Below are 23,416 nucleotides of genomic sequence, written 5' to 3' on the forward strand. Positions count from 1 at the left end.
AAGATCATGGCGAACGTCACCGTCGTCGACCACCCGCTCGTGCAGCACAAGCTGACGATCATGCGCGACAAGCAAACCTCGACGGCCGGCTTCCGCCGCCTGCTCAAGGAGATTTCCCACCTGCTGTGCTACGAGGTGACGCGAAACCTGGAACTGACCACCAAGCACATCGAAACGCCGCTGATGGCGATGGACGCCCCGACGCTGGAGGGCAAGAAGCTGGTCTTCGCGTCGGTCCTGCGCGCCGGCAACGGCCTGCTGGAGGGGATGCTCGATCTCGTGCCCGCCGCGCGGGTGGCCCATATCGGGCTCTACCGCGACCATGACACGCTGGAGGCGGTGGAATACTACTTCAAGGCCCCCGGCGAACTCGACAACCGGCTGGTCATCGTCATCGACCCAATGCTTGCCACCGCCAATTCGGCCATTGCGGCCGTGCAGAAGCTGAAGGAGCGGGGCGCAAACAACCTGCGTTTCGTCTGCCTGCTGGCTGCGCCCGAAGGCGTGGCGAACTTCACAAGGGCACATCCCGACGTGCCGGTCTTCACCGCGGCCATCGACAGCCACCTCAACGAGAAGGGCTATATCGTGCCGGGTCTGGGCGATGCCGGCGACCGGATGTACGGCACCAAGTGACGGCCTGCCGCGGCCCTGTCGACCGCGGAAACGGGAAACCGCCTGTTAACGCTGCCAGGGAACAGTGCTCCTGATCATGCGCCGCGTTAAGGCGAATTGCACGCCTTTGCCCTAGAAAAACGCGCAACACGGGAGTCGCGCGTCATGAAGAAGCTGTTCCTGCTGGGCATGTTCGTCGGTGTCTCGGCATCGGTGCCAATGTTGATCCAGTCCAATCCGGACCTGGTGGAAACCGTTGCCGCAAGCATCAGGCAAGATGGCGACGTGCAGCTCTCCATGGTCAAAACGGCAGCGACACGAGAGCCCACCGGGCAGCTTTCCAGCCGGCATCACCTGATCCGAATCGACGATCTGGGCCATTTTCGTGACGAGTTCCGGCTGAACGGCCGTCCGCTCGAGGCCCTGGTGGATACCGGCGCCACCCTCGTGGCCATCAACAACTCGACGGCCCGGCGGATCGGCATCAGGCTTTCCCGCCCGGATTTCATCTATGAAGTGAACACCGCCAACGGCAAGACCAAGGCGGCTGCCGCCACCATCGAGCGAATCCGGATCGGGCGCATCGAGGTCAGGGACGTGAAGGCGGTCGTCATGGACGACAAGGCGCTTTCCGGCACGCTCATAGGCATGAGCTTCCTCAAGCGGCTGGACAGTTTCCGGGTCGAGGGAAACACGCTGCGAATGGAGCAGTAGCCGCGCCTGGCTTCAGCCGGTGATCCGCCTGAGCACCGCGCGGGCCGGTTTCGGCTTTTCCTGCGCGATCCGGAATGCGGCGGCCACCGCAGCTGCCGCACGTTTCGCGGCATCGGGGCTGCGGGCATGAACACAGGCCAGCGGATCGCCCTTTTCGACGCGCGTGCCGACCGGTACAAGGTCCGACAGCCCGACATGCGGATCGATCGTATCGGCCGCCGTCTGTCGTCCGCCCCCCAGCGCGACGACGGCCACGCCGATGGCGCGCGTATCAACGGCGGCGACATGGCCTGCCCGGGGCGCCGGCACATCCATCCGCTCGGGAGCGGCGCCAAGATGCTGCTGCGCCCTTTCCATGAATTTGGCCGGACCGCCGAGCCGCGTCACCATGCGGGCGAAGACCTCCGCCGCCCGGCCGCTTTCCAGCGCCTCGATGGCGCGTGAGGCGCCTTCATGGTTGGAGGCGGCGATACCGCTCAGCAACAGCATTTCCGCCGCCAGCGCCATGACCACCTTCTCAAGCCGCGGATCGCGGCGCCGGCCGGTGAGGAAATCGACCGCGTTCATGACTTCGAGCGCATTGCCCGCCGCAGAAGCCAGCGGCTCGTTCATGCCGGTGACGAGCGCGTGGGTCTTCAGGCCGGCGCCATTGGCGACCTCGACCAGCCTTCGGGCCAGTTTCGCCGCCTCGCGCCCCGTTTCCATGAAGGCGCCATTGCCGCACTTGACGTCGAGCACCAGGGACTCCAGTCCGGCGGCCAATTTCTTGGACAGGATGGAAGCCGTGATCAGCGGGATCGATTCCACCGTCGCGGTGACATCGCGTATGGCGTAGAAGCGCTTGTCCGCCGGAGCCAGATCAGCGGTCTGACCGATGATGGCGCAGCCGGCTTCCTTCACGCAGGCGCGGAAAAGCGCATTGTCGGGCTGGCTGCGGTAGCCGGGAATGGAATCCATCTTGTCCAGCGTGCCGCCGGTATGGCCGAGACCCCGGCCGGAAATCATCGGCACATAGGCGCCGCAGGCCGCCACGACCGGGGCAAGCATGAGCGAGACATTGTCGCCCACACCGCCCGTGGAATGCTTGTCGGTGACCGGTCCGGGCAGGTCCGACCAGTCGAGCACGGTTCCGGAATCGCGCATGGCGAGCGTCAGCGCCACGCCCTCCTCCGGTTCGAGACCGCGAAAGAAGACCGCCATGGCGAAGGCCGCCACCTGGCCCTCCGAGACGTCGCCAGAGGCAAGGCCCTTCACCAGATGACGGATCTCGTCGTGCGAAAGCGCCCCGCCATCGCGCTTCTTGCGGATGATCTCGCGGGTGAGCATCAATAGCCGCCCCGGTTCGTACCGGCTTCGCCGCCCGCCCCGGCACGGGCGAGAAGATCGGAAAGGATCCCCGAGGCGCCGATGCGGAAGGTTTCAGGCGTCGCCCAGTCCGGGCCCATGATCTCGCCGGCCAGATCGAGATAGGCCTTGCCGTCGGCCAGTGTCCGCACACCGCCCGAGGGCTTCAGCCCGACCGGCCTGCCCGATGCCCGGATCTCCTCAAGCATGGCGCGGGCCGCTTCCAGCGAGGCGCCATGGGCGGTCTTGCCGGTAGAGGTCTTGACGAAGCGCGCGCCGCCGGCGATGGCGGCGCGGGCAGCCGCGCGAACATCCCCGGCGCCCGCCATCTCGCCCGATTCGAGGATCGCCTTGACGGGACGGCCCTGCGCCGCGTCGACAAAGGCCGCGACCTGGGCTGTCACGAAATCCGGCTCGCCGGGAATTTTCGCCCGCGTGATGACCATGTCGATCTCGTCCGCGCCATCGCCAACGGCGCGGCGCGTCTCTTCCAGCGCCTCGGCGTAATCCGCCCCGCCATGGGGGAAGTTGACGACCGTGGCGATGCGGATGCCGGTGCCCGCGAGGCGCTCGCGGCACCGGGCGACGAAAGCCGGCCAGACGCAGACCGCGGCGACGGGCCCGACGGGCGTCACGGCCCGGTCGAGAAGCCGGTCGACATCATCTTGCGAGCAATTGTCGCCAAGCTCGGTGAAATCGAGGCAGGCGATGAGCCGGGCGGCAAGCGCCGCCTCGTCCGGTTCAGCCATTCAGTCCTCCTTGCGCCAGGGCGCGCGTGAGGATCGCGGCAAGCTTGCGTCCGCCTTCGGGCGCCATGTCCTTGGTTTCCTGGTGGGAGAGTTCAGCGCCCGTCATGCCGGCGGCGTAGTTGGTGATGACCGAACAGGCCGCCACGCGCAGGCCCAGGAAGCGGGCGAGGATCACTTCCGGCACGGTGGACATGCCGACCGCGGTCGCACCCATGACGCGGGCCATGCGGATTTCGGCCGGCGTCTCGAAGGACGGCCCCGAAAACCACATGTAGACGCCCTTGCCGAGCGCGATGCCCTCGGCCTGCGCGGCCTTTTGGATGGCGCGGCGCATGGCCGGGTCATAGGCCTCGGTCAGCCCGACGAAGCGGCGGTCGGTCGGTTCGTGGAAGAGCGGATTGGAGCCGGAGAAATTGATGTGATCCTCGATCAGCATGACCGAGCCGGGCGGGATCGCCTCTTCCAGCGAGCCTGCGGCATTGGTGAGGACGATCCGCTCGATGCCCAGGCCCTGAAGGGCCTCCAGCGCGGGACGCATGGCGGCGGCATTGGCGTGTTCGTAATAGTGGCTCCGGCCGGACAGCATCAGAACCGACTGACCGCCTAGATATCCGGCGACAACCTCACCGGCATGGCCCGTCACGCCGCTTTTCGGGAAACCCGGCAGATCGCCATAGGGGATGCGCACGGCCTTCTCCACCCCGTCGACCAGCGTGCCGAGGCCGGAGCCCAGCACGAAGGCGATGCGCGGCGCCAGGCCGTTCAGGCGCTCCACGAGGATATCCACGGTCTGGGTCATTTCAGCGCCTCTGTCCGGAATGCGAGCGGAAGGATGTCGGCCATGGTCATCTTGTCGACAATGCCGGTCTGGTCGCACAGGTAGAGCCGTGCCCCCGGGCCGGCAAACTCGGCGAGGCGCTGGCGGCAGCCGCCGCAGGGGGTGATGCGGTCCATCTTTTCGGCAACGACGCAGATCTCCGCGATCTCGCCGCCGCCATCCATCACATAGTGCGACAGCATGGTGGTCTCGGCGCACCAGCCTTCGGGAAACGACATGTTCTCGATGTTGGCGCCTGTGTGTATTCGCCCGTCAGCCGTGCGCAGGGCCGCGCCGACCGGGAATTTCGAGTAGGGCACGTGCGCGCGGGCCATGGCGGCGCGCGCAGCGGCGAAGAGGTCCGCGGCCATGTCAGCGCTCCTTGACATAGGGCACGCCACCGGCGCGCGGCGGGATGGCCTTGCCGATGAAACCGGCCAACAGGATGACCGTCAGGACATAGGGGAGCGCCTGCATGAACTGGACGGGCACCGCACCGACCAGCGGCAGCGGCTTGCCCTGGAGCGAGATGCCAAGCGCCTCGAGGTATCCGAAGAGCAGGCAGGCGAACATGGCGTTGACCGGCCGCCACTTGGCGAAGATGAGTGCGGCGAGCGCGATGAAGCCCTTTCCGGCCGTCATGTCCTTCACGAAACCGGCATTCTGGGCGACCGAGAGGTAGGCGCCGGACAGGCCGCACAGCACGCCGGTGATCATCACCGCGCGGTAGCGCAGGAAGGTGACCGAGATGCCGGCGGTGTCCACGGCGGCAGGGTTCTCGCCCACGGCGCGCAGGCGCAGGCCGAAGCGGGTGCGGAACAGCACCCACCATGTGACAGGCACCATCAGGAAGGCGACATAGACCAGCAGGTAATGGCCGGACACAAGCTCGCGGTAAAGGGGCCCGAGCACCGGAACGCCGGCGAGGCTGTCGGCGAAGGGCAGGGTCCAGGCCGCGAAACGCTCCTCGCCGACCAGCGATGGCGTGCGTCCGCCCTGCCGGAACCAGGCCTGGCCCAGGATGACCGCGCCGCCGGCGGCGATGAAGTTGATCGCCACGCCGGAGACGATCTGGTTGCCGCGCGCGGTGATGGAGGCGAAGCCGTGAATGAGCGCGAAGAAGACCGACACCAGGATGGCGAAGACGAGGCCGATCCAGGCCGAACCGAAGGCGGTGGCAGCCGCCGCGCCGGCAAAGGCGCCGGCCAGCATCTTGCCTTCCAGACCGATGTCGAAGACGCCGGAGCGTTCCGAATAGAGGCCGGCGAGGCAGGCCAGGAGCAGCGGCGCGGAAATGCGGATGGTGGAGTCGAGGACGTTGAGGCCGAGATAAAGCTGCCAGTCCATCAGTGGCTCTCCCCGCTGGAAATCGGCGCGGCGCGCACATCCTCCTGCATGATCCGGCCGAAGAAGGCCTGCACCGCCGGGCGGAAGAGATTTTCCAGCGCCCCGGCGAAGAGGATGACAAGGCCCTGGATGATGACGATCATGTCGCGGCTGATATTGGGCATCTCGAAGGCCAGTTCCGCGCCGCCCTGGTAGAGCATGCCGAACAGGATGGCGGCGGGGATGATGCCGGCGGGATGCGATCGGCCCATCAGCGCCACCGCGATGCCGACGAAACCCGCGCCGGTCACGAAGTCCAGTTGCAGGCGGTGCTGGTCGCCCATGACCGGGTTCAGCGCCATCATGCCGGCCAGCGCGCCGGAGATCATCATGGTGATGACGATGATGCGCGTTTCCGACACGCCGGCATAGCGCGCCGCGCGCGGCGAGAAGCCCTGGGTGCGGATCTCGTAGCCAAGTTTCGTTCGCCAGATCACCAGCCAGACCACGAAGCTCATCACCAGCGCGAGAATGAAGGACAGGTTGAGCGGCGTGGAGCGCAGCTTGAAGCCGAACATGGTGATCAGCCAGTCGAGCTTGGGCAGGTGGGCGGCGGCCTCGAAGGTGCGGGTCTGCGGCGCCATGGAGCCCAGTGGCTTGAGCGGCCCGACCAGAAGATAGACCATGACCGAGGCGGCAATGAAATTGAACATGATCGTCGTGATGACGATATGGCTTCCGCGGCGGGCCTGGAGCACCGCCGGGATGAACGCCCACAGCCCGCCGATCGCGGCCGATGCCAGAATGGCCAGCGGGAAGTTGATCCACCAGGGGAAGACCGTGTCGAATGCCAGGCAGACCAGCGCCACGCCGAGGCCGGCGATATAGGCCTGCCCCTCGCCGCCGATGTTGAACAGGCCGCAATGGAAGGCGACAGCCACGGCAAGGCCGGTGAAGATGAAGTTGGTGGCATAGAACAGCGTGTAGCCGATGCCAGAGCCGGATCCGAAGGCGCCGGAGACCAGGATGCCGGCGGCCTTGACCGGGTTTTCGCCTGCCAGCAGGACGACAAGCCCGGAAACGAGAAACGCCACCGTCAGGTTGATCAGCGGGATCAGGCCATAATCCGCCCAGGCGGGCAGCTTCGCGTAAGGTGTCGCCATCTAGAACCTGTCCACCGTATATTGCCGAGGTTGGGCGTGAGGCGCTTTTGCATCGCCGGAGCCGGTTTTCCGGCACGCTTCTTGCCAATTCATTCGGCGGCCTCCTGCGCCCCGGTGACGCCGGCCATGAGCAGGCCGAGTTCGCCTTCCGTGGCGTCCGGTCCGCGCTCGCCCGCAATGCGGCCGGCAAACATCACGAGGATGCGGTCGGAGAGCGAACGGATCTCGTCCAGTTCGACGGAGACGAGCAGCACGGCCTTGCCGGCATCGCGCATCTCGATGATGCGCTTGTGAATGAATTCGATGGCGCCGACATCCACGCCGCGCGTCGGCTGGGCGACGACGAGGACCGTCGGATCCTGCTCCATCTCGCGGGCAAGCACGATCTTCTGCTGGTTGCCGCCCGAGAAGTTCGCCGATTTCAGCCGGCAATTGGGCGGGCGGATGTCATAGGCCTCGATCTTGGCGGCGGCATCCTTGCGGATGGCCTCGATGTCGAGAAACGGGCCCTTCAGGTATTTCGCCTGGCCGTGATAGCCAAGAATCGAATTCTCCGCCTCCTCGAAGGGCAGGACGAGGCCGGTGTAATGGCGGTCCTCCGGCACGTGTGCGAGGCCGCGGCGGCGCAATTCCGCAGGGTCGGCGGAGCCGGTCACATGGATCGGCAGGCCGTCGAGCAGCACGCGGCCCGCCACGGCCTGGCGCATGCCGGCGATCGCCTCGATCAGTTCCGACTGGCCGTTGCCTGCCACGCCCGCGATGCCGACGATCTCTCCGGCCCGGACCTCGAAGGACACGTCGTCGACCATGGTGACACCGCGCCGGTCGCGCACGGTGAGGTTTTCCACGGCCAGCTTGACATCTCCGGGATGGGCGGCGCCCTTTTCGACGCGCAGCAGCACGTGGCGGCCGACCATGAGTTCGGCCAGTTCCTCGACGCTTGTCTCAGCCGTCCTGCGGGTGGCGACCATGGTCCCCTGGCGCATGACCGAAACGTTGTCGGTGATCGCCATGATCTCGCGCAGCTTGTGCGTGATGAGCACGATCGTCTTGCCCTGCTCCTTGAGCTGGGCCAGCACGTTGAACAGGTGATCGGCTTCCGCCGGCGTCAGCACGCCGGTCGGCTCGTCCAGGATGAGGATCTCCGCGCCGCGATAGAGGGCCTTGAGGATCTCCACGCGCTGCTGCAGGCCGACGGGCAATTCCTCGATCAGCGCCTCGGTATCGACCTCGAGCGAATAGGTCTTCTCGAGGCGGCGCAATTCGGCGCGCGCATCGGTGATGGCGCCGGACAGCATCTGGCCGCCCTCCGCGCCCAGCATGACGTTTTCCAGGACGGTGAAATTCTGCACCAGCATGAAATGCTGGTGAACCATGCCGATGCCGGTGGCAATGGCGTCGTTGGGTGTGTGGATCGTCACCGGCTTGCCGTTCACCCGGATCGATCCCGAATCAGCCTGGTAGAAGCCGTAGAGGATCGACATCAGGGTCGACTTGCCGGCGCCGTTCTCGCCGATGATGCCGTGGATGGTGCCCTTCTCGACGGTGAGATTGATGTCCCGGTTGGCCTTGACCGGGCCAAAGCTCTTGTTGATGCCGGTCAGTTCGATGGCTGGCGCAGACATTCTCCCCGGTCCCCTTCCTGGCGCCGGCCTTCTCCCTTGTGAATTGTCGGGACCCGCAGCCGGACGGTCGGCTTTAGTCTCGACATTTATTCGCGGCCTTGTCAATTTCCGTTACGCCAAGGAGGAGGCTGATGACACCGTTCACTTTCAACACCACGAAGAGCATCGTGTTCCGCAACGGCGCGGCCGCGGAACTGGCTGAAACAGCGGGGGGACTGCTGGGCCAGAGTGTCCTTCTCGTCACCGATCCGGGCCTCAGGGCGCTTGGCCTGTGCGATCCGGCCATCGATTCGCTTGAAAGGGCCGGGCACGCGGTCACCGTCTATGACAAGGTCGAGGCCGATCCGTCGCGCGCAACACTCATGGCGGCCACACAGGCCGCCCGCGAAGCCGGCGTGACGGGCGTCGTCGGCTTCGGCGGCGGTTCCTCGCTCGACATCGCCAAGCTGGCGGCGCTGCTGGCCGGTTCCGGCGAGGATATCGACGCGGCCTGGGGCGTGGGAAACGCGAAGGGTCCGCGCCTGCCGCTGGTGCTCGTCCCGACCACGGCGGGCACCGGATCGGAGGTCACGCCGGTCTCGATCATCACGGTGGAAAACGACGAGAAGCGGGGCGTCTCCTCGCCCGTCATCCTGCCGGACCTCGCCATCCTGGATGCCGAACTGACGGCCGGCCTGCCCGCGCACATCACGGCGGCGACCGGGGTGGACGCCATGGTCCATGCCATCGAGGCCTATGCCTCCAAGAGCGCCAACAACAACCCCCTGTCCCGCATGATCGCGCGCGAGGCGCTGGTGCTGCTCGGCGCCAATATCGAGGAGGCCGTGTTCAACGGGCGGAACATGGACGCGCGCGCGGCCATGTTGCTGGGCTCGATGCTGGCCGGCCAGGCCTTCGCCAATTCGCCCGTCGCCGCCGTTCATGCGCTGGCCTATCCGATCGGCGGCACGTTCCATGTTCCGCACGGCCTGTCCAATGCGCTGGTGCTGCCGCATGTGCTGCGCTTCAATGCTGCTGAAACCGTCAATGGCTCGCACCGGCTCTACGCTGAACTGGCGCCCTGCGCCTTCCCGGATCTGGGTGGCGAGGGCGGCAGCCAGGCCACATGCGCGGCCTTCATCGAACGGCTTGCAAGCCTTTCGGAGCGGCTCGGCCTGCAGACGAAACTGCGCGACGTCGGCATCGGCGAGGAGCACCTGGCGCAGATGGCAGCGGATTCGATGAAGCAGACGCGGCTGCTGGTCAACAATCCGCGCGCGGTCAGCGAAGCCGACGCGCTGGCCATTTACCGGGCGGCCTGGTGAGATGAGCCGTCCCGTTCCTTCCAGCCGCGCCGCCTACAGGGTGTTCCGCACCATCACCACGCGCTGGTCCGACAACGACATCTACGGCCACATGAACAATGTCGTGCACTACGCGCTGTTCGACACGGCGGTGAACGGCTGGCTGATCGAGGCCGGCGTGCTCGACATCCACCATGGCGGCCAGGTGGGCCTCGTGGTGGAAACCGGCTGCCGCTACTTCGCCGAGATGGCCTTTCCCGACACGGTGACGGCCGGCATACGCATCGCGAAGCTCGGCTCTTCGTCGGTGACCTACGAGATCGGCCTGTTCCGCAATGACGACGGGACGGCCGCCGCCGAGGGGCGTTTCGTGCATGTCTACGTGGACAGGGAAAACCGCCGGCCCATGCCGCTCAACGCCCGCCTGCGCGCCTTGCTGGAAACCGCGCTGTCGGAGGCGGCGCCATGACCGCGAATGACGAACGGATCACCGAACTGGAAATGCGCCTGGCCGAACTGGAACGCATGAACGAGGACCTTTCGGCCCAGCTTGCCGAGCAGTGGAAGGTGGTGGAAGCCCAGCGCGCGCGGATGGATGAACTGATCCGCCGCTTCCTGACCGTGGAACAGGCAGTCCAGCCCGAGATACCGGTCGACAAGCCGCCGCACTGGTAAACGCCCCGGCGGGAAACGCAAAGGCCCTTCCGGATGCAAAACCGCCCGGCGCAAGGACCGGGCGGCTGTTGTCACATGCTGGCACCCTGCCGGTCAGTAGGGGCAGGTTTCGTCCGACATGTAGTCATGGACCTGGATTTCCCCGGCGATGATCTTCGCCTTGGCGTCTTCCACGGCCTTGAGCATGTCCTCGGTCACGAGGTCCTTGTTGTTGTCGTCCATGGCATAGTCCACGCCGCCCTCGGCCAGGCCGAGCACGTTGATGCCGCTGGAGAAACTGTCGTTCTTGGCGTCCATGAACGCGTTGTAGACGGCAACGTCGACGCGCTTGAGCATGGAGGTCAGGACATGGCCGGGCTGCAGGCCGTTCTGGTTGGAATCGACCCCGATGCCGTACTTGCCCTCGTCGGCCGCCGCCTGGAGCACGCCGATCCCGGTGCCGCCGGCCGCGGCGTAGATGACGTCAGCACCCTGGGCGATCTGGCTCTTGGCGATCTCGCCGCCCTTGGTCGGGTCGTTCCAGGCCGCCGGCGTGTCGCCGGTCATGTTCTGGATGACTTCCGTCGCGCCGGCCGCCTTGGCGCCGCCGACATAGCCACAGCCGAACTTGCGGATGAGCGGGATGTCCATGCCGCCGATGAAGCCGACCTTCTTGGTCTCCGATTTCATCGCGCCCATGATGCCGACCAGATAGGATCCCTCATGCTCCTTGTAGACAACGGAGCGGACATTCGGCTTGTCGACCACCATGTCGATGATGGCGAACTGGGTGTCGGGGAATTCGGCGGCCACCTTTTCCAGCGCGGCGGCCCAGGAGAAGCCGGCCATCACGATGGGATTGTTGCCGTCCTCGGCGAACTTGCGCAGGGCCTGTTCGCGCTGCGCGTCGTTCTGGATCTCGAACTCACGGTAGGCGATACCGGTCTCTTCCTTGAACTTCTCGGCGCCGTTATAGGCCGATTCATTGAAGGACTTGTCGAATTTTCCCCCGAGGTCGTAGATGATCGCCGGATCGATGTCTGCGGCGAAGGCCGAGGCGCTCATCGCCGTCGCGGCCAGAAGGCCCATAATCATACGCTTCATGTGTTCGCACCCTGTCGGTTGGTTCTGGTTCAAGGCGGAGTTGCCCGGACAGGCAGCCACGCCCGGCAGACGGGCCGTGCCACGCCCTGGATCAGCATCCTTGCATGGATTTCGCGCCTTGACACCCACTATGTTGACCGGACGGTTCAAAAAAATGCCAGCGGCAGGCGGTGGCTCCCGTCAGCCTGCTTGAGGCGCGGGGAACCGCACGCCGGTCCCGCGCAGGCTGGCAGTTCCGGCGGGATTGCGCGCCAGATATTGCTGGTGCTCCTCGGCGGCGAAGTAGAAGGCCGGCGCGGCCCGTATCTCGGTGACGATCCTGCCGGAATGGACCGGCGCCAGCGCCTGCGCATAGGCATCGCGCGAGGCCAGCGCCGCCTGCTGCTGGGCATCCGTCGTGGTGAAGACGGCGGAGCGGTAACGCGTGCCGATGTCGCCGCCCTGGCGGTTGAGCTGGGTGGGATCGTGGTTTTCCCAGAACAGGCGCAACAGGTGGGTGAGGGGAACAACGGCCGGATCGAACACGACCTTCACGGTTTCCGCATGACCGGTCATGCCGGTGGACACTTCCTGCTGGGTCGGGTTCGGCGTGTAGCCGCCCATGAACCCGGCCGCAGTGACCCACACGCCCGGGGTCTGCCAGAAGAGACGTTCGGCACCCCAGTAGTTGCCCATGGCGAAAAAGACAATCTCATGTCCTTCAGGCGCGGGAGCGTGCAGGTCGCGGCCGCTGACGAAATGCGTGGATGCCGTGGCCAGCGGTTCGGATCGGCCCTTGAGCGCGTCTTCCGGCCTGGGCATGTGCAGCTTCTTGTCGAGCATGTTGCCAAGGAAATGCATGGTCGGTCATTCTCCGGGTGAACGAGGGCCTTCAGGCGTCGCGGGCGAAACGCCCGGCGACACGGCGCGGCGGGCGATAGCCCAGCACGTAGAACAAAAGGGCGAGCACGGCGAAAACGGCAAAGCCGGGCAGGCCCAGGACGGGAGCGAAACCGCTGTCCCAGACAAAGGCGGGCGCATTGCCGCGCACCGCCTGTTCGAGCGCCGCGAGGCTTGCCGGCGATGTCTCGCTCCAGCTTTGGGCCAGCGGCGTGAAAACGGCCCGGTTGGCCGCAAGCGAGCGCGCAAGATCCAGCACGCCCATGATGCAGGCCACGGCCAGGCAGGCCAGTGCGATGAAACGGATGACAAATCGAACCATGCACGCTCCCGTCAGGTCAGCGCCGTCGAGGCGCCCCGGAAAAGCCTTAGTCCAACCGGGCGCCGCGGGCAATTGCCGACCGGGCCGAACGCCCCGCGGCCGATCCGGCGGCATGGCGAAGCATGCTTGAAAATTCGACATCCGGCCTTCATTTAACGGTTGAACCGCAGCGCTTTCCGGCTATAGTCCGCGCCGTTCCAAGGGGGCGGTCGAACGCTCTTCCCGGTTGCAACCGCCGGGACGGAAAGCTGGACATGGTGAGGTGGCCGAGTGGTTGAAGGCGCACGCCTGGAACGCGTGTATACGGGAAACCGTATCGAGGGTTCGAATCCCTCTCTCACCGCCACCCTCTTTATCCAGATGATTGATTCATAAACGCATACCGGCCTCGGGCTTCAGCCTTCCCGCCTGCGTACCCACCTGATCGCCTTGCGTGTTCCCGGTTCGCCAACGCCGGAACCTGACTTCGTGACCGCTTGCCGCCCTGCAATGGCCCCACCGGTGCGAAGGGGAAGCGTCTCAACGATTCCGGATGACCCTCGCGGACGCGCGGCAAGCGCGGATGGCCGGAGGACCAGACCACACGATCATTCCATAAAACAGAACGATATTGAGAATATTATGTATTTTTCTCGTGGTTGGCGATCGCCTATGAGAACGCTCGAACGCAATTTCGACAGCGCCGGAGATATTCCATGACCTCCACATTCTCCCTGTCCTTCCTCTCCCCGCTCATTCTGCTCGCCGGGGCCCTGTTCGCGGCCACCAACGCCGGAAGGCGGCCGGGAGCATTGCCGCGCTGGTCGGAAGCGCTTGCCTTTCTCGCATTCCTGCTTTCGCTCGGCGGGCTTGTTCAACGCCTTGTCCAGGGACCCGCAACCCTCGGCGTGCTGGAGGGCTGGGCGCAAGCCACGCTGCGCGCCGACATTGTCAGCCTTTCGCTGGCACTTCTGGTGTCCTTCATCGGCTGGATCGTCATACGCTACAGCCGGACCTATCTCGACGGCGAGGCAAGGGAAGGCGCCTTTCACTGCCTGATGCTGGCAACCCTTGCCGCTGTCCTGGTCTTTGTGCAGTCGGGCAGCCTGCTGGTGCTCGTCACTGCAACCATCGCGGTCGGCCTGCCCTTGAAGCGGCTGCTGCTGTTCTACCCGGAAAGACCGGAAGCCCGGCGGGCCTCGGCCAAGTTCGCCATCGTCTGGCATGCGGGCGATGTTGCGCTCGCGCTTGCCGCCATCCTGCTGGCAGCTGCCTTCGGGACCGGCGACCTGGCTCTCCTTGCCGCCGTTGCCGGTCAGCAGGGGCTCGGCATCGCGGGTACGCTGGCCGTCATGCTCCTTGTCATTGCCGCGGTTTTCAAGACGGCGGCCTTTCCGCTTCATGGCTGGCTTACCGAGGTCATGGAAGCGCCAACACCCGTCTCGGCGCTGCTTCATGCCGGAATCATCAACTCCGGCGGGGTGATCCTTCTCGCCACGGCGCCGCTGGTCCAGATGAACGCCGGTGCCATGGCGGCCCTGGTGATGATCGGCGGTCTGACCGCACTGTTTGGCGCGGCGGTCATGCTGACGCAGAGTGCCATCAAGACCTCGCTTGCCTGGTCCACGGTTTCCCAGATGGGGTTCATGCTCCTGCAATGCGGTCTCGGCCTCTGGCCGCTTGCGCTGCTGCACATCATCGCCCACTCGCTCTACAAGGCCCACGCATTCCTTTCTTCCGGCGGCGCCGTGTCCGCTGTTGCCGCGCTGCGCCGGCCCGGTCCGGTGGCCGTGCCAAGTTTCGCGGTCGTCCTGCGGTCCTTTGCGCTGGCCATGCTGGTCTATGCGGCAATCGTGGTTCTCTTCACGGTCGCGCTCGGCCCGAAGTCCGCTCAGGCGCTCGCGCTGGGTGCGATCCTGATCTTTGGCGTTGCCTATCTCGTTGCACAGGGTCTGGCCGATCTGGCGCCGGCCGAACTGACAAGGCGCACCATGACCGCGTCCGTGGCCGCGGCAATCGCCTATTTCTCCTTCCAGGCCGCCGCGACCATGATCTGGGGCAGCGCGCTTCCGGCACCACCTGTCCCGGGACCGCTCGAATGGGCGTTGATCGTACTGGCGTTGTTGTCCTTCGGACTTGTCGCCGTCGCGCAGGCCCTGTTCCCGCTGTGGGCACACCACCCGTCGACCGCCGGCCTGCGCGTCCACATTGCAAACGGGCTGTATCTCAACACGCTGCTCGACCGGGCCATTGGCGGCTTCCGGACGGCCGGAACGAAATGAATTCGCGGAGACAGACATGTTCATGAAACATTCCCAGATCGTGCCGGCACGGCTTGCCGAAATCACCAGGGCGGCTGAAAATTCGGCTCGCGCAATTCCGCCAGCCTTCCCGCTGGAAGCCACAGTCGCGGTCAATCCTTTCCTTGGCCAGACCGGCGAGGATCTCGCGACAGCATCCGCCAGGCTTCAACGCGTCGCCGGAATCCGGGCGACACAATCGCCGGCCGATTTCGCCGCCGGGATCAGGACGGGACGGATCAGCGACGGCGATCTCGCTGCCGCCCTTGCCGCCTCGGACTCCGAATCGAAGCCCCCCTCTGTGGAAGCACTCAAGGAGATCGCCGGTCGCGACGTCGAGGCCGGTGCGCCGCTCCCCACGGTTGCCTGGCTTGCCGCCGAAGCCACGGGAACCGACTGGCCATCGATCATCGAAAAAACGATCGGCCTTTGGGCAGCCGGCCATTTCGACAAGGGGCAGGCGCTGTGGTCTCCCGCGCCGGGCCTCGACGCCTATGCCGCATGGCGCGCCTGGGCGACCCACGACCTCACGCCGGAAATCGCCGGCCTTGCGGGTTTCTGCGCCCATGTCAGCACTGCGCCCGATACCGCCGAGCGGGCGATCCTGCGGGCGTCCGATGCGCTCGGCCTTGGCAACGGATCAGCCGAAACGGCCTTTCACCGTCTCTACATGGACCTGGGCGGCTGGTCCCAGCATGCGCGCTGGATGCTGTGGCAGGCCGAATTGAACGGCAGAAGCGACAACACGCTGATCGGGCTTCTGGCCATTCGGCTGGTCTGGGAGGAAGCACTTCTTGCCCATGTGCCTTCCGTCGCGGACAAATGGGCGCAAACCGTTGCCGCCCACGCAAATCCCGTCGCGGCCAGCGAGCAGGATGTGGCGCTCGCCATCCTGCAGGATGCGGCGGACCGCTCTCACCAGCGCCAACTGGCGGCCGCGCTCGCCGGATCGGGAACGCCGGCCATTGAGGACGGCACGTCTCGCCCGTTCCTGCAGGCGGCTTTCTGCATCGATGTCCGCTCCGAGGTGTTCCGCCGGGCACTGGAAAGCGTCGATTCGTCGATTGCGACGATCGGATTTGCCGGTTTCTTCGGCTTGCCGCTCGAGCACAAGGCGCAAGGGTCCGACGTCCCGGAGGCGCATCTGCCGGTGCTTCTCAAACCGGCCATCGAGACGACGAGCCATTGCGATGCGGCCTGCGAGCATCATGTGCGGATCGCGGCACGGACCACCCGCGCATGGGGACGGTTCCGCCAGGCGGCGGTTTCGTCCTTCGCCTTTGTCGAAGCGGCGGGTCCGCTTTACGCCACCAAGCTCGTCAAGGACGCACTTGGCCTTGGCCGGAAGCAGGCCAAACCGGAACCTGCGCCAAGGGTTGAAGGCGGGCTTTCGGCCGACGCCAAGGCGCAAACCGCTGCTGCCGTGCTGAATGCCATGAGCCTGACGGAAGGCCTCGGGCGCTACGTGCTCCTGGCCGGTCATGGCGGGCATGTCACGAACAACCCCCATGAGAGCGCATATCATTGCGGCGCCTGCGGCGGATATACCGGCGAGGTCTCCGCGCGGCTTCTGGCGGTGCTCCTCAACGATCCGGAAACACGGGCCGGCCTGGCGAAGCGCGGCATTGAAATACCCCACGACACGGTGTTCATTGCCGGCCTGCACGACACGACCACCGATACGGTCACAGTGCATGATGACGACTTGCGCTCCAGCCAGCATGACGATCTGCGCAAGATCGAAAAATGGCTTGATGCAGCCGGCCACGCAGCAAGGACAGAGCGCGCGGCAAGGCTGCCTGGCGCGACGCCGCAATCGGTTGCCGCCCGCGCCTACAACTGGGCGGAGGTCCGGCCAGAATGGGGCCTTGCAGGATGCGCCGCCTTCATCGCCGCGCCGCGCGCGGCGACCGCTGGCAAGGATCTCGGCGGCAGAGCCTTCCTGCACAGCTATGACTGGCAGGCGGACAAGGGTTTCGCAACGCTCGAACTCATTGTGACCGCGCCCGTCGTCGTCGCCAGCTGGATCAGCCTGCAATATTACGGCTCCACCATTGCGCCCGATGTCTTCGGCGGTGGCAACAAGCTGATCCACAACGTGGTCGGCGGCATCGGCGTTATCGAGGGAAATGGCGGGCAGCTGAGGCCCGGCCTGCCCCTCCAGACGGTGCACGACGGCGAAAAGCGGGTCCATGAACCCTTGCGGCTGTCAGTGATGATCGAGGCCCCGCGCGAGGCGATCACCGGGGTTCTGGACAAGCACCCGAACGTGCGCGCGCTTTTCGACAATGGCTGGCTGCATCTGTTCACGCTGAAGGAGGGCAGGATCGATGCGCGTTACCGGCCGGGCTTGTCCTGGTCAGATGAAAACGCGACAGGCCAGCCGCGGCCGGCGTGATGTTGCCAAGCCGGGTCGCGCTGGGAACGATGCACGGCAAGGAGGCGGTGATCGCACCGCCTCTCCGGGCGCTCGGCATTGCGCTGGAAGTTCCCGGGAGCCTCGATACCGACCGTTTCGGAACCTTCACGGGGGAGACGGCACGGGCCGGCTCGATGAAGGATGCCGCGCGTGAAAAGGCCCTGGCCGCCATGCGCGCCACCGGGCTCCGGTTCGGCATTGCGAGCGAAGGTTCCTACGGGCCTCATCCGCAGATCCCCCTGATCGCGGCGGGTATCGAAATCCTGTTGTGGAAGGATGACGTGACCGGCTACGAGATTGTGGAGCAATTGGCCGACGAGACCCCGGTTTTCGCGCATGTCGAGACCAGGAACGCCGGGGATGCAGGCGGATTCCTGGAACGGGCCGGCTTTCCGGATACGGGTCTCATCGTGGCTCCGTTGTCATGCCGGACTTCACCTCTGGCCAAAGGAATACGGGACAGGACCACGCTGGACCGTCTCGTGACCGAGGCTGCCCTTGCCAGTGATTGCGGCATGGCCTTCGTGCAGACGGACATGCGCGCGCACATGAACCCGCGCCGAATGAAGATGATCGGCAAGCTTGCAGAACGGATGGCGGCGCGCCTGGCGATGTCCTGCAGTTCATGCGGAGCGCCGGGTTGGGGGCAATTGCGCACCGAGCCGGGCTTGCCATGCGATTGGTGTGGCGGACCGACCTTGCTGCTCAAGCACGAGATCCACGGATGCCCGGCGTGTGGCGCAACGGAGGAAATACCGCGCCGTGACGGTCTCGCGCGTGCCGATCCCCGCTACTGCCCGGCGTGCAATCCTTAGCCGGAAAACAGATCTGTTCCATTGCGAAGAGGACCTTGTGAATTGAGCAAGCTGCCGAACCTCCAACGCCTCGAAAGCGAGGCCATCCAAATTCTTCGCGATGGCGTGGCGGAGGCTGAAAACCCTGTCATCCTGTTCTCCGGCGGCAAGGATTCAACCGTCCTTGCCTGGTTGGCACGCAAGGCGTTTTATCCCTCCCCTCCGCCCCTGCCGATTCTGCACGTCGATTCCACCTGGGAGTTTGCGGACGTCATCGCATTCCGCGATGACTTTGCGCGTGCCCACGGGTTCAAACTGGATGTCTATCGCAACGAGGAAGGTTTCCTACAGGGCCTGAATCCGGTCGATCACGGCGATTACTACACGACAGTGATGCGCACGGAGGCCTTGAAACAGGCGCTTGTGCGGGGCGGCTATGACGTGATTTTCGGCGGTGCACGGCGCGACGAGGAAAGTGTCCGCGCCAAGGAACGCATCGTTTCGGTGCGTGGAAGGGGTCATGAATGGGATCCGAAAAACCAGCGCCCCGAACTCTGGTCGCTCTACAACTGGCACCGCTCCGACGGTCAGTCGCTGCGCGCCTTCCCGCTTTCCAACTGGACGGAACAGGACCTCTGGACCTACATCGTGACACAGGGGATCGCCCTGTGCCCGCTCTATTTCGCAAGGCCGCGGAACGTCACCATGCATCGCGGAAGCCTTGTCGTGGTCGACGATCCGGTCCGGGCCAGTCGATGGGGCTGGACGGTCACGCAAACGCAGAACGTGCGCTTCCGCTCGCTTGGTTGCTGGCCGGTCACCGGAGCAAGCGTGTCCGAGGCCAGCGGTATGGAAGCTGTCTTCCTTGAAACCCTGAGCGCCAATCATTCCGAACGTGGCGGGCGAATTGCAGACGGCAAATCGCTCGAAGAGCAAAAGCGCCAGGGATATTTCTAGGTTCCGGGCGATGTTTCCTGACCGGTCCGCTCCCGGAAGGCATCGGGGACCGGCCTCTCGCGCGCGGCCCACTTCAACATGCTGATCAGGAGCGCTGGATCGCCCGATCCGTTCGGCGCTGGTGTCAGCGGTCGTCTTCGCCGTCTGTGCCGTGCTTCCTCTGATCGCCGCGCAGCTTGCCCCGAAATGCGGACCTGTCTTCCGGTGGCGGAGCCGCCGTGGCTTGCGGGGCCGGCAGGGTGACGTCCCCGGGACGGCGCTGGCCATCGGCGCGACAGCCGCGACCGGTTCTTTGTTCGGAGCCGATGCCGGGCAGGTTTGCCAGGCGTTGCGGGCGGAGGACAATGGGGCATCGACCCCTTTCCTCGCTCTGGTTCCCCATCGCAGCCGTCAAGCCATCTAGGCCGCGCCGGTCAGTGTCCGGGCTGGGCTGCGGCGTAGTCTTCCGGCGTGACCTGTTCGGCCCAGGCCACGGCTGAGCCATTCACCTCTCCCTGGATCGCCATGTGCACCATGGCGCGTTCGGCGGTGGCGCCGTGCCAGTGGCGGAGGTTTTCCGGAATCCAGACCGTGTCGCCCGCGCGGATGAGGCGGGCGGGGCCGCCCTCTTCCTGAACCAGACCCTCGCCGGACAGCACATGCAGCGTCTGGCCCTTCGGATGGGTGTGCCAGGCGGTGCGGGCGCCGGGCGCGAAGGTCACGATGGAACCGTTGAGCGCGGCGGGTTCCGGCGACTGGATGACCGGTTGCAGCAGGACATCGCCGGTGAAATAGTCTTCCGGACCGCGCCGCGTGGGCTGCATGGCGGAAATGGTGATGGGCATGGATCGTCCTTTCACTTGTTCCCTTTCCGCCCGACCCTGACAGATCATGCGGTCCGGTGCCAGCGAAAGAGGCCGCGGTCAGGCCGGACGGCGGATCACGCCATATCGGGCATAATCGCGATGCAGCGATGCGACGCCGTGTTCGCCGCCGATGGCCATGGCCGCGCGCCGCATCCCGTGGTCCAGCGAGGCTCGCGGGGTGACATGGAAGCGCGCCAGCCAGGCATGCAATGCGGCGCGGAACCAGACCGGCAGGCCGTCCTGCTGGCCGAAATCAACGACGTGCAGGCTGCCGCCCGGTTTCAGCGCCATGGCGGCCTGGACGAGCGCGCTTTCCCATTCGGGGATCATGGACAGGGAATAGGAGATGAAGACGCGGTCGAAGGCGGCGTGGCCGAAATGGCGCTGCGTGTCGAGCGCGGTGGCGTCGCCCAGGGCAAGCCGCGTGCGGGCCATCGCGCCGTTTCGTGCCAGCGTCCGGCACGCCGACTTGAGCATCTCGGCGGAAATGTCGATCCCGAAAAGACGGGCGGAAGGATAACGCGCCGCCACTGCCGCCAGGTTGCGACCCGTACCGCAGCCGATTTCAAGCACCGTTCCGCCGGCCGGCGGCTGCAACTCGCCGATCAGATGGTCGCGGCCGAGCAGGTAGAACTTGCGCGTGACGTCATAGACGTGGCGCTGGTGCCGGTAGACGGCATCCATGAGATTGGCATGGGCGGGGGCCGCATTGTCCATGTCAGCGATCCTTCACATAGAGATGGAAGCCGCCGTAGATGGCCGAGCGGTCGCGCCCGGACAGGGCCTGGGATTGCGCCTCGCGGTAGGACCATTGCGACAGGATCGCTTCATCCACGCGCCCCGGCAGCAGGCTGGGCCTGGCGGCAGTGCGGAAGATGACGCGCGCGCCCCGCGCGGCTGTCCGCGTGATCTCGCTCCAGAGGTCGTTGAGTTGGCGGTCCGTCATCCAGTCCTGCGCATCGAGCAGCACATAGGCGTGGCGCGAAGCGGCCGGAAGCGTGCGCAAGTGGTCGGTCACGCTCTCGTTGAGAATTTGCGCGCGGCGGGCATTGGCGCGCAGGGTACGGAAGTTCGCCGCTTCGAGATAGGGCGGCAGCGATGCGAAGCTGCTGCGGTCGTATCGGCGGGCAAAGGCCTGCCAGGCAAAATAATTGTCCGACAGCGCAAAGCCGCAGGCCAGCTTGCGGGTCCGTTCGCGCAGGACACCGGCCATGTCGCCATCCGGCCCGGCCAGCGCCTCGTATTGGGCGGGCGGAATGCCCAGACCGAAAAGCGAGGCCCGGCGCGATGTCAGGAAGCGCACGAAAGGACGGTCGAAGAGCGGGGCGAGCCTTTCCTCGAAGAACCGCTCCTGCTCCTCCCGCGTGGTACATGCCACCAGATCGCGCGGATCGACGCCATGCAGGCGCGCCAGCAAGTGACCGGCGAGGATGAACCGGCCAAGCAGGCCCTGCCGGTGGAATCCGCGGGTGAACATGGAGATGCGGCGACGCCCGTCGAGGCCGCGACGCTCCCACCAGGCGCGGGTCTCGCGGTCGAGGTTGTCGGCGATGAAGCGCTCATAGGCGATGACATTGACGGGATCGTCGCCATGGCCGAAGAACCGCATGAAATCGCCGGGGCCGGGGAGATGAGACGCGGCGGCGAGCTTCAGCCGGCCGAGCGCGACATGGGCAGGCGACAGATCGACCGCCGTGATCGAGCGTGGGCTCGCGGTCAGGTAGGACAGGACATTGCAGGAGCCGGACGCGATGCAGACCATCTCGTGATGGGGCCGGATCTCCAGCGCTTCCATGTCGACGACCGGATCCTCCCAGATCTGCGGATAGACGAGGCCGCGAAACGCGCTGGAGAAAATGCGCTCCAGGAGGCCATCCGGCGAAAGGGCCGGGTTCCGGTGCACGGCTTCGCCCAGCCGCTTGCCGACCGTCAGTGCATTGCCCTGTGTCATCGTGGTCTCTTCCCTTTTCCGGACGGGTTCATCAGGCCGCGCGGCGTGCGCGGGCGGCAGCGGCGGGGACCGGCTCGACATTGCCCGCGCGGGCGCGGGCGGCAGCGATGCGCGCCCAGTCGATGATCTCGAGCCGGCCATCCTCGTGTTCGACAATGGCCGTGCAGCTTTCCACCCAGTCGCCCGTGTTGAGATAGCGGATGGAGCCCATCATCTCGTTGGCGGCATGATGGATATGGCCGCACACGATGCCGTCGGCGCCTTCCTTGCGGGCCTCCTCGGCCAGCACCGTCTCGAAATCGCCGATATAGTTCACCGCACGCTTGACCTTCAGCTTGGCCCATTTCGAAATGGACCAGTATTCCATCCCCAGGAGGCGGCGGCCGCGGTTGAGCCACTTGTTGGCCCACATGGCCAGGGCATAGGCCCAGTCGCCCAGGTGGGCGAGCCACTTGTGGTTCAGCACGACCATGTCGAACTGGTCGCCATGAAGCACCAGCAGGCGCTTTCCGTCCGCCGTTTCATGGATCAGCCGGTCGCAAACCTCGATACCGCCGAAGTGGACACCCTGGTATTGCCGGAGAACCTCGTCGTGATTGCCGGGCACGTAGACGATGCGGGCGCCGGCACGGGCCTTGCGCAGCAGTTTCTGGACCACGTCGTTGTGGCTTTGCGGCCAGTAGAAACCGCGGCGCTTCATGCGCCAGCAATCGACGATGTCGCCGACGAGGTAGATCGTTTCCGCATCGTGTTCGCGCAGGAAGTCCAGGAGCATGGGCGCCTGGCAATCGGGCGTCCCGAGATGGACGTCGGACAGGAAGAGGCTTCGAAACTTTGCCGGCTTGGTCATGCGTGCGATCCGGTCACTGGCTGCGTTCGCCGCCTTAGAACCGATTTGCGTTGCAGTCGTGTGACGGTCCCCGTCGCAACCGCCCTCGTGCACGGCGCGGGATCAGTCCCGAGCGGGACGGTCTTCTTCCATCAGCGCAAGAACACGCCGCCCGGCCGCTTCCACCGGGCCGCTGTTGTCGACCTCGACAATGGCCCCGTTGCGCGCAAAGTCGAGACGCGCGCGCTCCAGACGTTCGCGGATTTCCGCCTCGGTCTCGCGGCCCCGTTCGCCGAGGCGGCGGCGTAGTTCGGCCGGATCGACGGTGAGAAGAATGACAAGCACATTGTCAAATACCGCGCGAATGACCGGAAGGGCCTTTCGCGACCCGTTGACGACCGCCGTGCCGCCGGCGCGCACATGATCGAGCGTGCCGGCAGGAATGCCATAGGAGAGGCCATGGGCCTGCCAGGTGACACAGAAGGCACCCTCGCGCTCCATGGCCTCGAACCGCGCGGGCGTGGCGGCTTCATGGTCCTCGCCGCCTGCATCGGCAGGCCGGGTGATGACACGCCGGACGAAGAGGACGCCGGCATCTTCGCCGACATGGCGGCGCAACCAGCCGATCAGCGTATCCTTGCCCGAACCGCTCGGGCCGACAATGACTACGAGCCTGCCCTGCATGGCCAGCCCTCTCATGCGCGCGCCGAATGGCGCCTGATCGAAAACAGGTAGACGGACGTGTCC

The 23,416-nt window shown here is 65.7% G+C and carries 24 protein-coding genes and 1 tRNA gene; 10 read left to right on the forward strand and 15 right to left on the reverse strand.

Translation table 11 applies throughout. The features are described 5' to 3' along the window. The first annotated feature begins 6 nt into the window (after positions 1 to 6). The gene (upp, locus tag ACLB6G_RS01545) at positions 7 to 636 is read left to right on the forward strand and encodes a uracil phosphoribosyltransferase (protein ID WP_410354347.1); all 630 of its coding nucleotides are present in this window, start codon (positions 7 to 9) and stop codon (positions 634 to 636) included. A gap of 144 nt (positions 637 to 780) precedes the next feature. Next, positions 781 to 1,329, forward strand: a complete 549-nt coding sequence (locus tag ACLB6G_RS01550) for a TIGR02281 family clan AA aspartic protease (RefSeq protein ID WP_410354348.1) — start codon at positions 781 to 783, stop codon at positions 1,327 to 1,329. A gap of 12 nt (positions 1,330 to 1,341) precedes the next feature. Here the strand turns inward: ACLB6G_RS01550 and deoA are convergent, their stop codons facing one another. The 7 genes from deoA to ACLB6G_RS01585 form a co-directional block, all read right to left on the reverse strand. Beyond that, complete coding sequence (gene deoA, locus ACLB6G_RS01555) at positions 1,342 to 2,655, reverse strand: thymidine phosphorylase (protein ID WP_410354349.1); 1,314 nt, start codon at positions 2,653 to 2,655, stop codon at positions 1,342 to 1,344. Then, positions 2,655 to 3,422 (reverse strand): deoxyribose-phosphate aldolase, encoded by a 768-nt coding sequence (deoC, locus tag ACLB6G_RS01560; protein WP_410354350.1) that lies wholly within the window; start codon positions 3,420 to 3,422, stop codon positions 2,655 to 2,657. The genes deoA and deoC overlap by 1 nt, the downstream gene beginning before the upstream one ends. Beyond that, a complete protein-coding gene (locus tag ACLB6G_RS01565; protein ID WP_410354351.1) occupies positions 3,415 to 4,221 on the reverse strand; it encodes a purine-nucleoside phosphorylase in 807 nt (268 codons plus the stop codon). The genes deoC and ACLB6G_RS01565 overlap by 8 nt, the downstream gene beginning before the upstream one ends. Continuing rightward, positions 4,218 to 4,610: a cytidine deaminase gene (locus ACLB6G_RS01570; RefSeq protein ID WP_410354352.1), complete on the reverse strand. Its 393-nt coding sequence runs from the start codon at positions 4,608 to 4,610 to the stop codon at positions 4,218 to 4,220. Before ACLB6G_RS01570 ends, ACLB6G_RS01565 begins: the two co-directional genes overlap by 4 nt. A gap of 1 nt (position 4,611) precedes the next feature. After that, positions 4,612 to 5,586: an ABC transporter permease gene (locus ACLB6G_RS01575; protein ID WP_410354353.1), complete on the reverse strand. Its 975-nt coding sequence runs from the start codon at positions 5,584 to 5,586 to the stop codon at positions 4,612 to 4,614. Continuing rightward, positions 5,586 to 6,728, reverse strand: a complete 1,143-nt coding sequence (locus tag ACLB6G_RS01580; RefSeq protein WP_410354354.1) for an ABC transporter permease — start codon at positions 6,726 to 6,728, stop codon at positions 5,586 to 5,588. Before ACLB6G_RS01580 ends, ACLB6G_RS01575 begins: the two co-directional genes overlap by 1 nt. Positions 6,729 to 6,817: 89 nt before the next feature. Then, a complete protein-coding gene (locus tag ACLB6G_RS01585) occupies positions 6,818 to 8,353 on the reverse strand; it encodes an ABC transporter ATP-binding protein (RefSeq protein ID WP_410354355.1) in 1,536 nt (511 codons plus the stop codon). A gap of 131 nt (positions 8,354 to 8,484) precedes the next feature. On the opposite strand from ACLB6G_RS01585, the gene ACLB6G_RS01590 reads away from it, so the two are divergent. The 3 genes from ACLB6G_RS01590 to ACLB6G_RS01600 are packed head-to-tail and all read left to right on the forward strand — an operon-like array spanning position 8,485 to position 10,311. Further along, entirely contained in the window at positions 8,485 to 9,657 is a 1,173-nt protein-coding gene (locus ACLB6G_RS01590) for an iron-containing alcohol dehydrogenase (RefSeq protein WP_410354356.1), read from the forward strand. A 1-nt stretch (position 9,658) separates the two neighbouring features. Further along, positions 9,659 to 10,105 carry an acyl-CoA thioesterase gene (locus ACLB6G_RS01595; RefSeq protein ID WP_410354357.1) on the forward strand — a complete coding sequence of 149 codons (447 nt, stop codon included), beginning with the start codon at positions 9,659 to 9,661 and terminating at the stop codon, positions 10,103 to 10,105. Beyond that, a complete protein-coding gene (locus ACLB6G_RS01600; protein WP_410354358.1) occupies positions 10,102 to 10,311 on the forward strand; it encodes a SlyX family protein in 210 nt (69 codons plus the stop codon). The genes ACLB6G_RS01595 and ACLB6G_RS01600 overlap by 4 nt, the downstream gene beginning before the upstream one ends. 93 nt (positions 10,312 to 10,404) lie before the next feature. Here the strand turns inward: ACLB6G_RS01600 and ACLB6G_RS01605 are convergent, their stop codons facing one another. The 3 genes from ACLB6G_RS01605 to ACLB6G_RS01615 form a co-directional block, all read right to left on the reverse strand. Continuing rightward, positions 10,405 to 11,394 (reverse strand): BMP family lipoprotein, encoded by a 990-nt coding sequence (locus tag ACLB6G_RS01605; RefSeq protein ID WP_410354359.1) that lies wholly within the window; start codon positions 11,392 to 11,394, stop codon positions 10,405 to 10,407. Positions 11,395 to 11,574: 180 nt separating this feature from the next. Then, the gene (msrA, locus tag ACLB6G_RS01610) at positions 11,575 to 12,234 is read right to left on the reverse strand and encodes a peptide-methionine (S)-S-oxide reductase MsrA (RefSeq protein WP_410354360.1); all 660 of its coding nucleotides are present in this window, start codon (positions 12,232 to 12,234) and stop codon (positions 11,575 to 11,577) included. Positions 12,235 to 12,265: 31 nt separating this feature from the next. Then, entirely contained in the window at positions 12,266 to 12,595 is a 330-nt protein-coding gene (locus ACLB6G_RS01615; protein WP_410354361.1) for a hypothetical protein, read from the reverse strand. A 256-nt stretch (positions 12,596 to 12,851) separates the two neighbouring features. On the opposite strand from ACLB6G_RS01615, the gene ACLB6G_RS01620 reads away from it, so the two are divergent. From ACLB6G_RS01620 to cysD, 5 genes are all read left to right on the forward strand, one after another. Next, positions 12,852 to 12,941, forward strand: a tRNA-Ser gene (locus ACLB6G_RS01620). A 349-nt stretch (positions 12,942 to 13,290) separates the two neighbouring features. Beyond that, complete coding sequence (locus ACLB6G_RS01625) at positions 13,291 to 14,856, forward strand: proton-conducting transporter transmembrane domain-containing protein (RefSeq protein ID WP_410354362.1); 1,566 nt, start codon at positions 13,291 to 13,293, stop codon at positions 14,854 to 14,856. A 16-nt stretch (positions 14,857 to 14,872) separates the two neighbouring features. Then, complete coding sequence (locus ACLB6G_RS01630) at positions 14,873 to 17,272, forward strand: YbcC family protein (RefSeq protein WP_410354363.1); 2,400 nt, start codon at positions 14,873 to 14,875, stop codon at positions 17,270 to 17,272. Next, positions 17,272 to 18,108: a DUF6671 family protein gene (locus tag ACLB6G_RS01635; protein ID WP_410354364.1), complete on the forward strand. Its 837-nt coding sequence runs from the start codon at positions 17,272 to 17,274 to the stop codon at positions 18,106 to 18,108. Before ACLB6G_RS01630 ends, ACLB6G_RS01635 begins: the two co-directional genes overlap by 1 nt. 42 nt (positions 18,109 to 18,150) lie before the next feature. Further along, the gene (cysD, locus tag ACLB6G_RS01640; RefSeq protein ID WP_410354365.1) at positions 18,151 to 19,044 is read left to right on the forward strand and encodes a sulfate adenylyltransferase subunit CysD; all 894 of its coding nucleotides are present in this window, start codon (positions 18,151 to 18,153) and stop codon (positions 19,042 to 19,044) included. 413 nt (positions 19,045 to 19,457) lie between these two features. On the opposite strand, the gene ACLB6G_RS01645 is transcribed toward cysD, so the two are convergent. The 5 genes from ACLB6G_RS01645 to phnN all read right to left on the reverse strand — a co-directional run bounded on the left by ACLB6G_RS01645 (position 19,458) and on the right by phnN (position 23,353). Next, positions 19,458 to 19,868 carry a (R)-mandelonitrile lyase gene (locus ACLB6G_RS01645; protein ID WP_410354366.1) on the reverse strand — a complete coding sequence of 137 codons (411 nt, stop codon included), beginning with the start codon at positions 19,866 to 19,868 and terminating at the stop codon, positions 19,458 to 19,460. 78 nt (positions 19,869 to 19,946) lie between these two features. Next, positions 19,947 to 20,606 carry a class I SAM-dependent methyltransferase gene (locus ACLB6G_RS01650; protein ID WP_410354367.1) on the reverse strand — a complete coding sequence of 220 codons (660 nt, stop codon included), beginning with the start codon at positions 20,604 to 20,606 and terminating at the stop codon, positions 19,947 to 19,949. A 1-nt stretch (position 20,607) separates the two neighbouring features. Further along, positions 20,608 to 21,840 (reverse strand): BtaA family protein, encoded by a 1,233-nt coding sequence (locus tag ACLB6G_RS01655; protein WP_410354368.1) that lies wholly within the window; start codon positions 21,838 to 21,840, stop codon positions 20,608 to 20,610. 31 nt (positions 21,841 to 21,871) lie between these two features. Continuing rightward, the gene (locus ACLB6G_RS01660; RefSeq protein ID WP_410354369.1) at positions 21,872 to 22,690 is read right to left on the reverse strand and encodes a UDP-2,3-diacylglucosamine diphosphatase; all 819 of its coding nucleotides are present in this window, start codon (positions 22,688 to 22,690) and stop codon (positions 21,872 to 21,874) included. 102 nt (positions 22,691 to 22,792) lie between these two features. Beyond that, the gene (gene phnN / locus ACLB6G_RS01665) at positions 22,793 to 23,353 is read right to left on the reverse strand and encodes a phosphonate metabolism protein/1,5-bisphosphokinase (PRPP-forming) PhnN (protein WP_410354370.1); all 561 of its coding nucleotides are present in this window, start codon (positions 23,351 to 23,353) and stop codon (positions 22,793 to 22,795) included. Between the last annotated feature and the right edge of the window lie 63 nt (positions 23,354 to 23,416).

This window comes from Zhengella sedimenti (genome assembly GCF_046506625.1).
In the GTDB taxonomy this organism is placed as follows: Bacteria; Pseudomonadota; Alphaproteobacteria; order Rhizobiales; family Rhizobiaceae; genus Zhengella; species Zhengella sedimenti.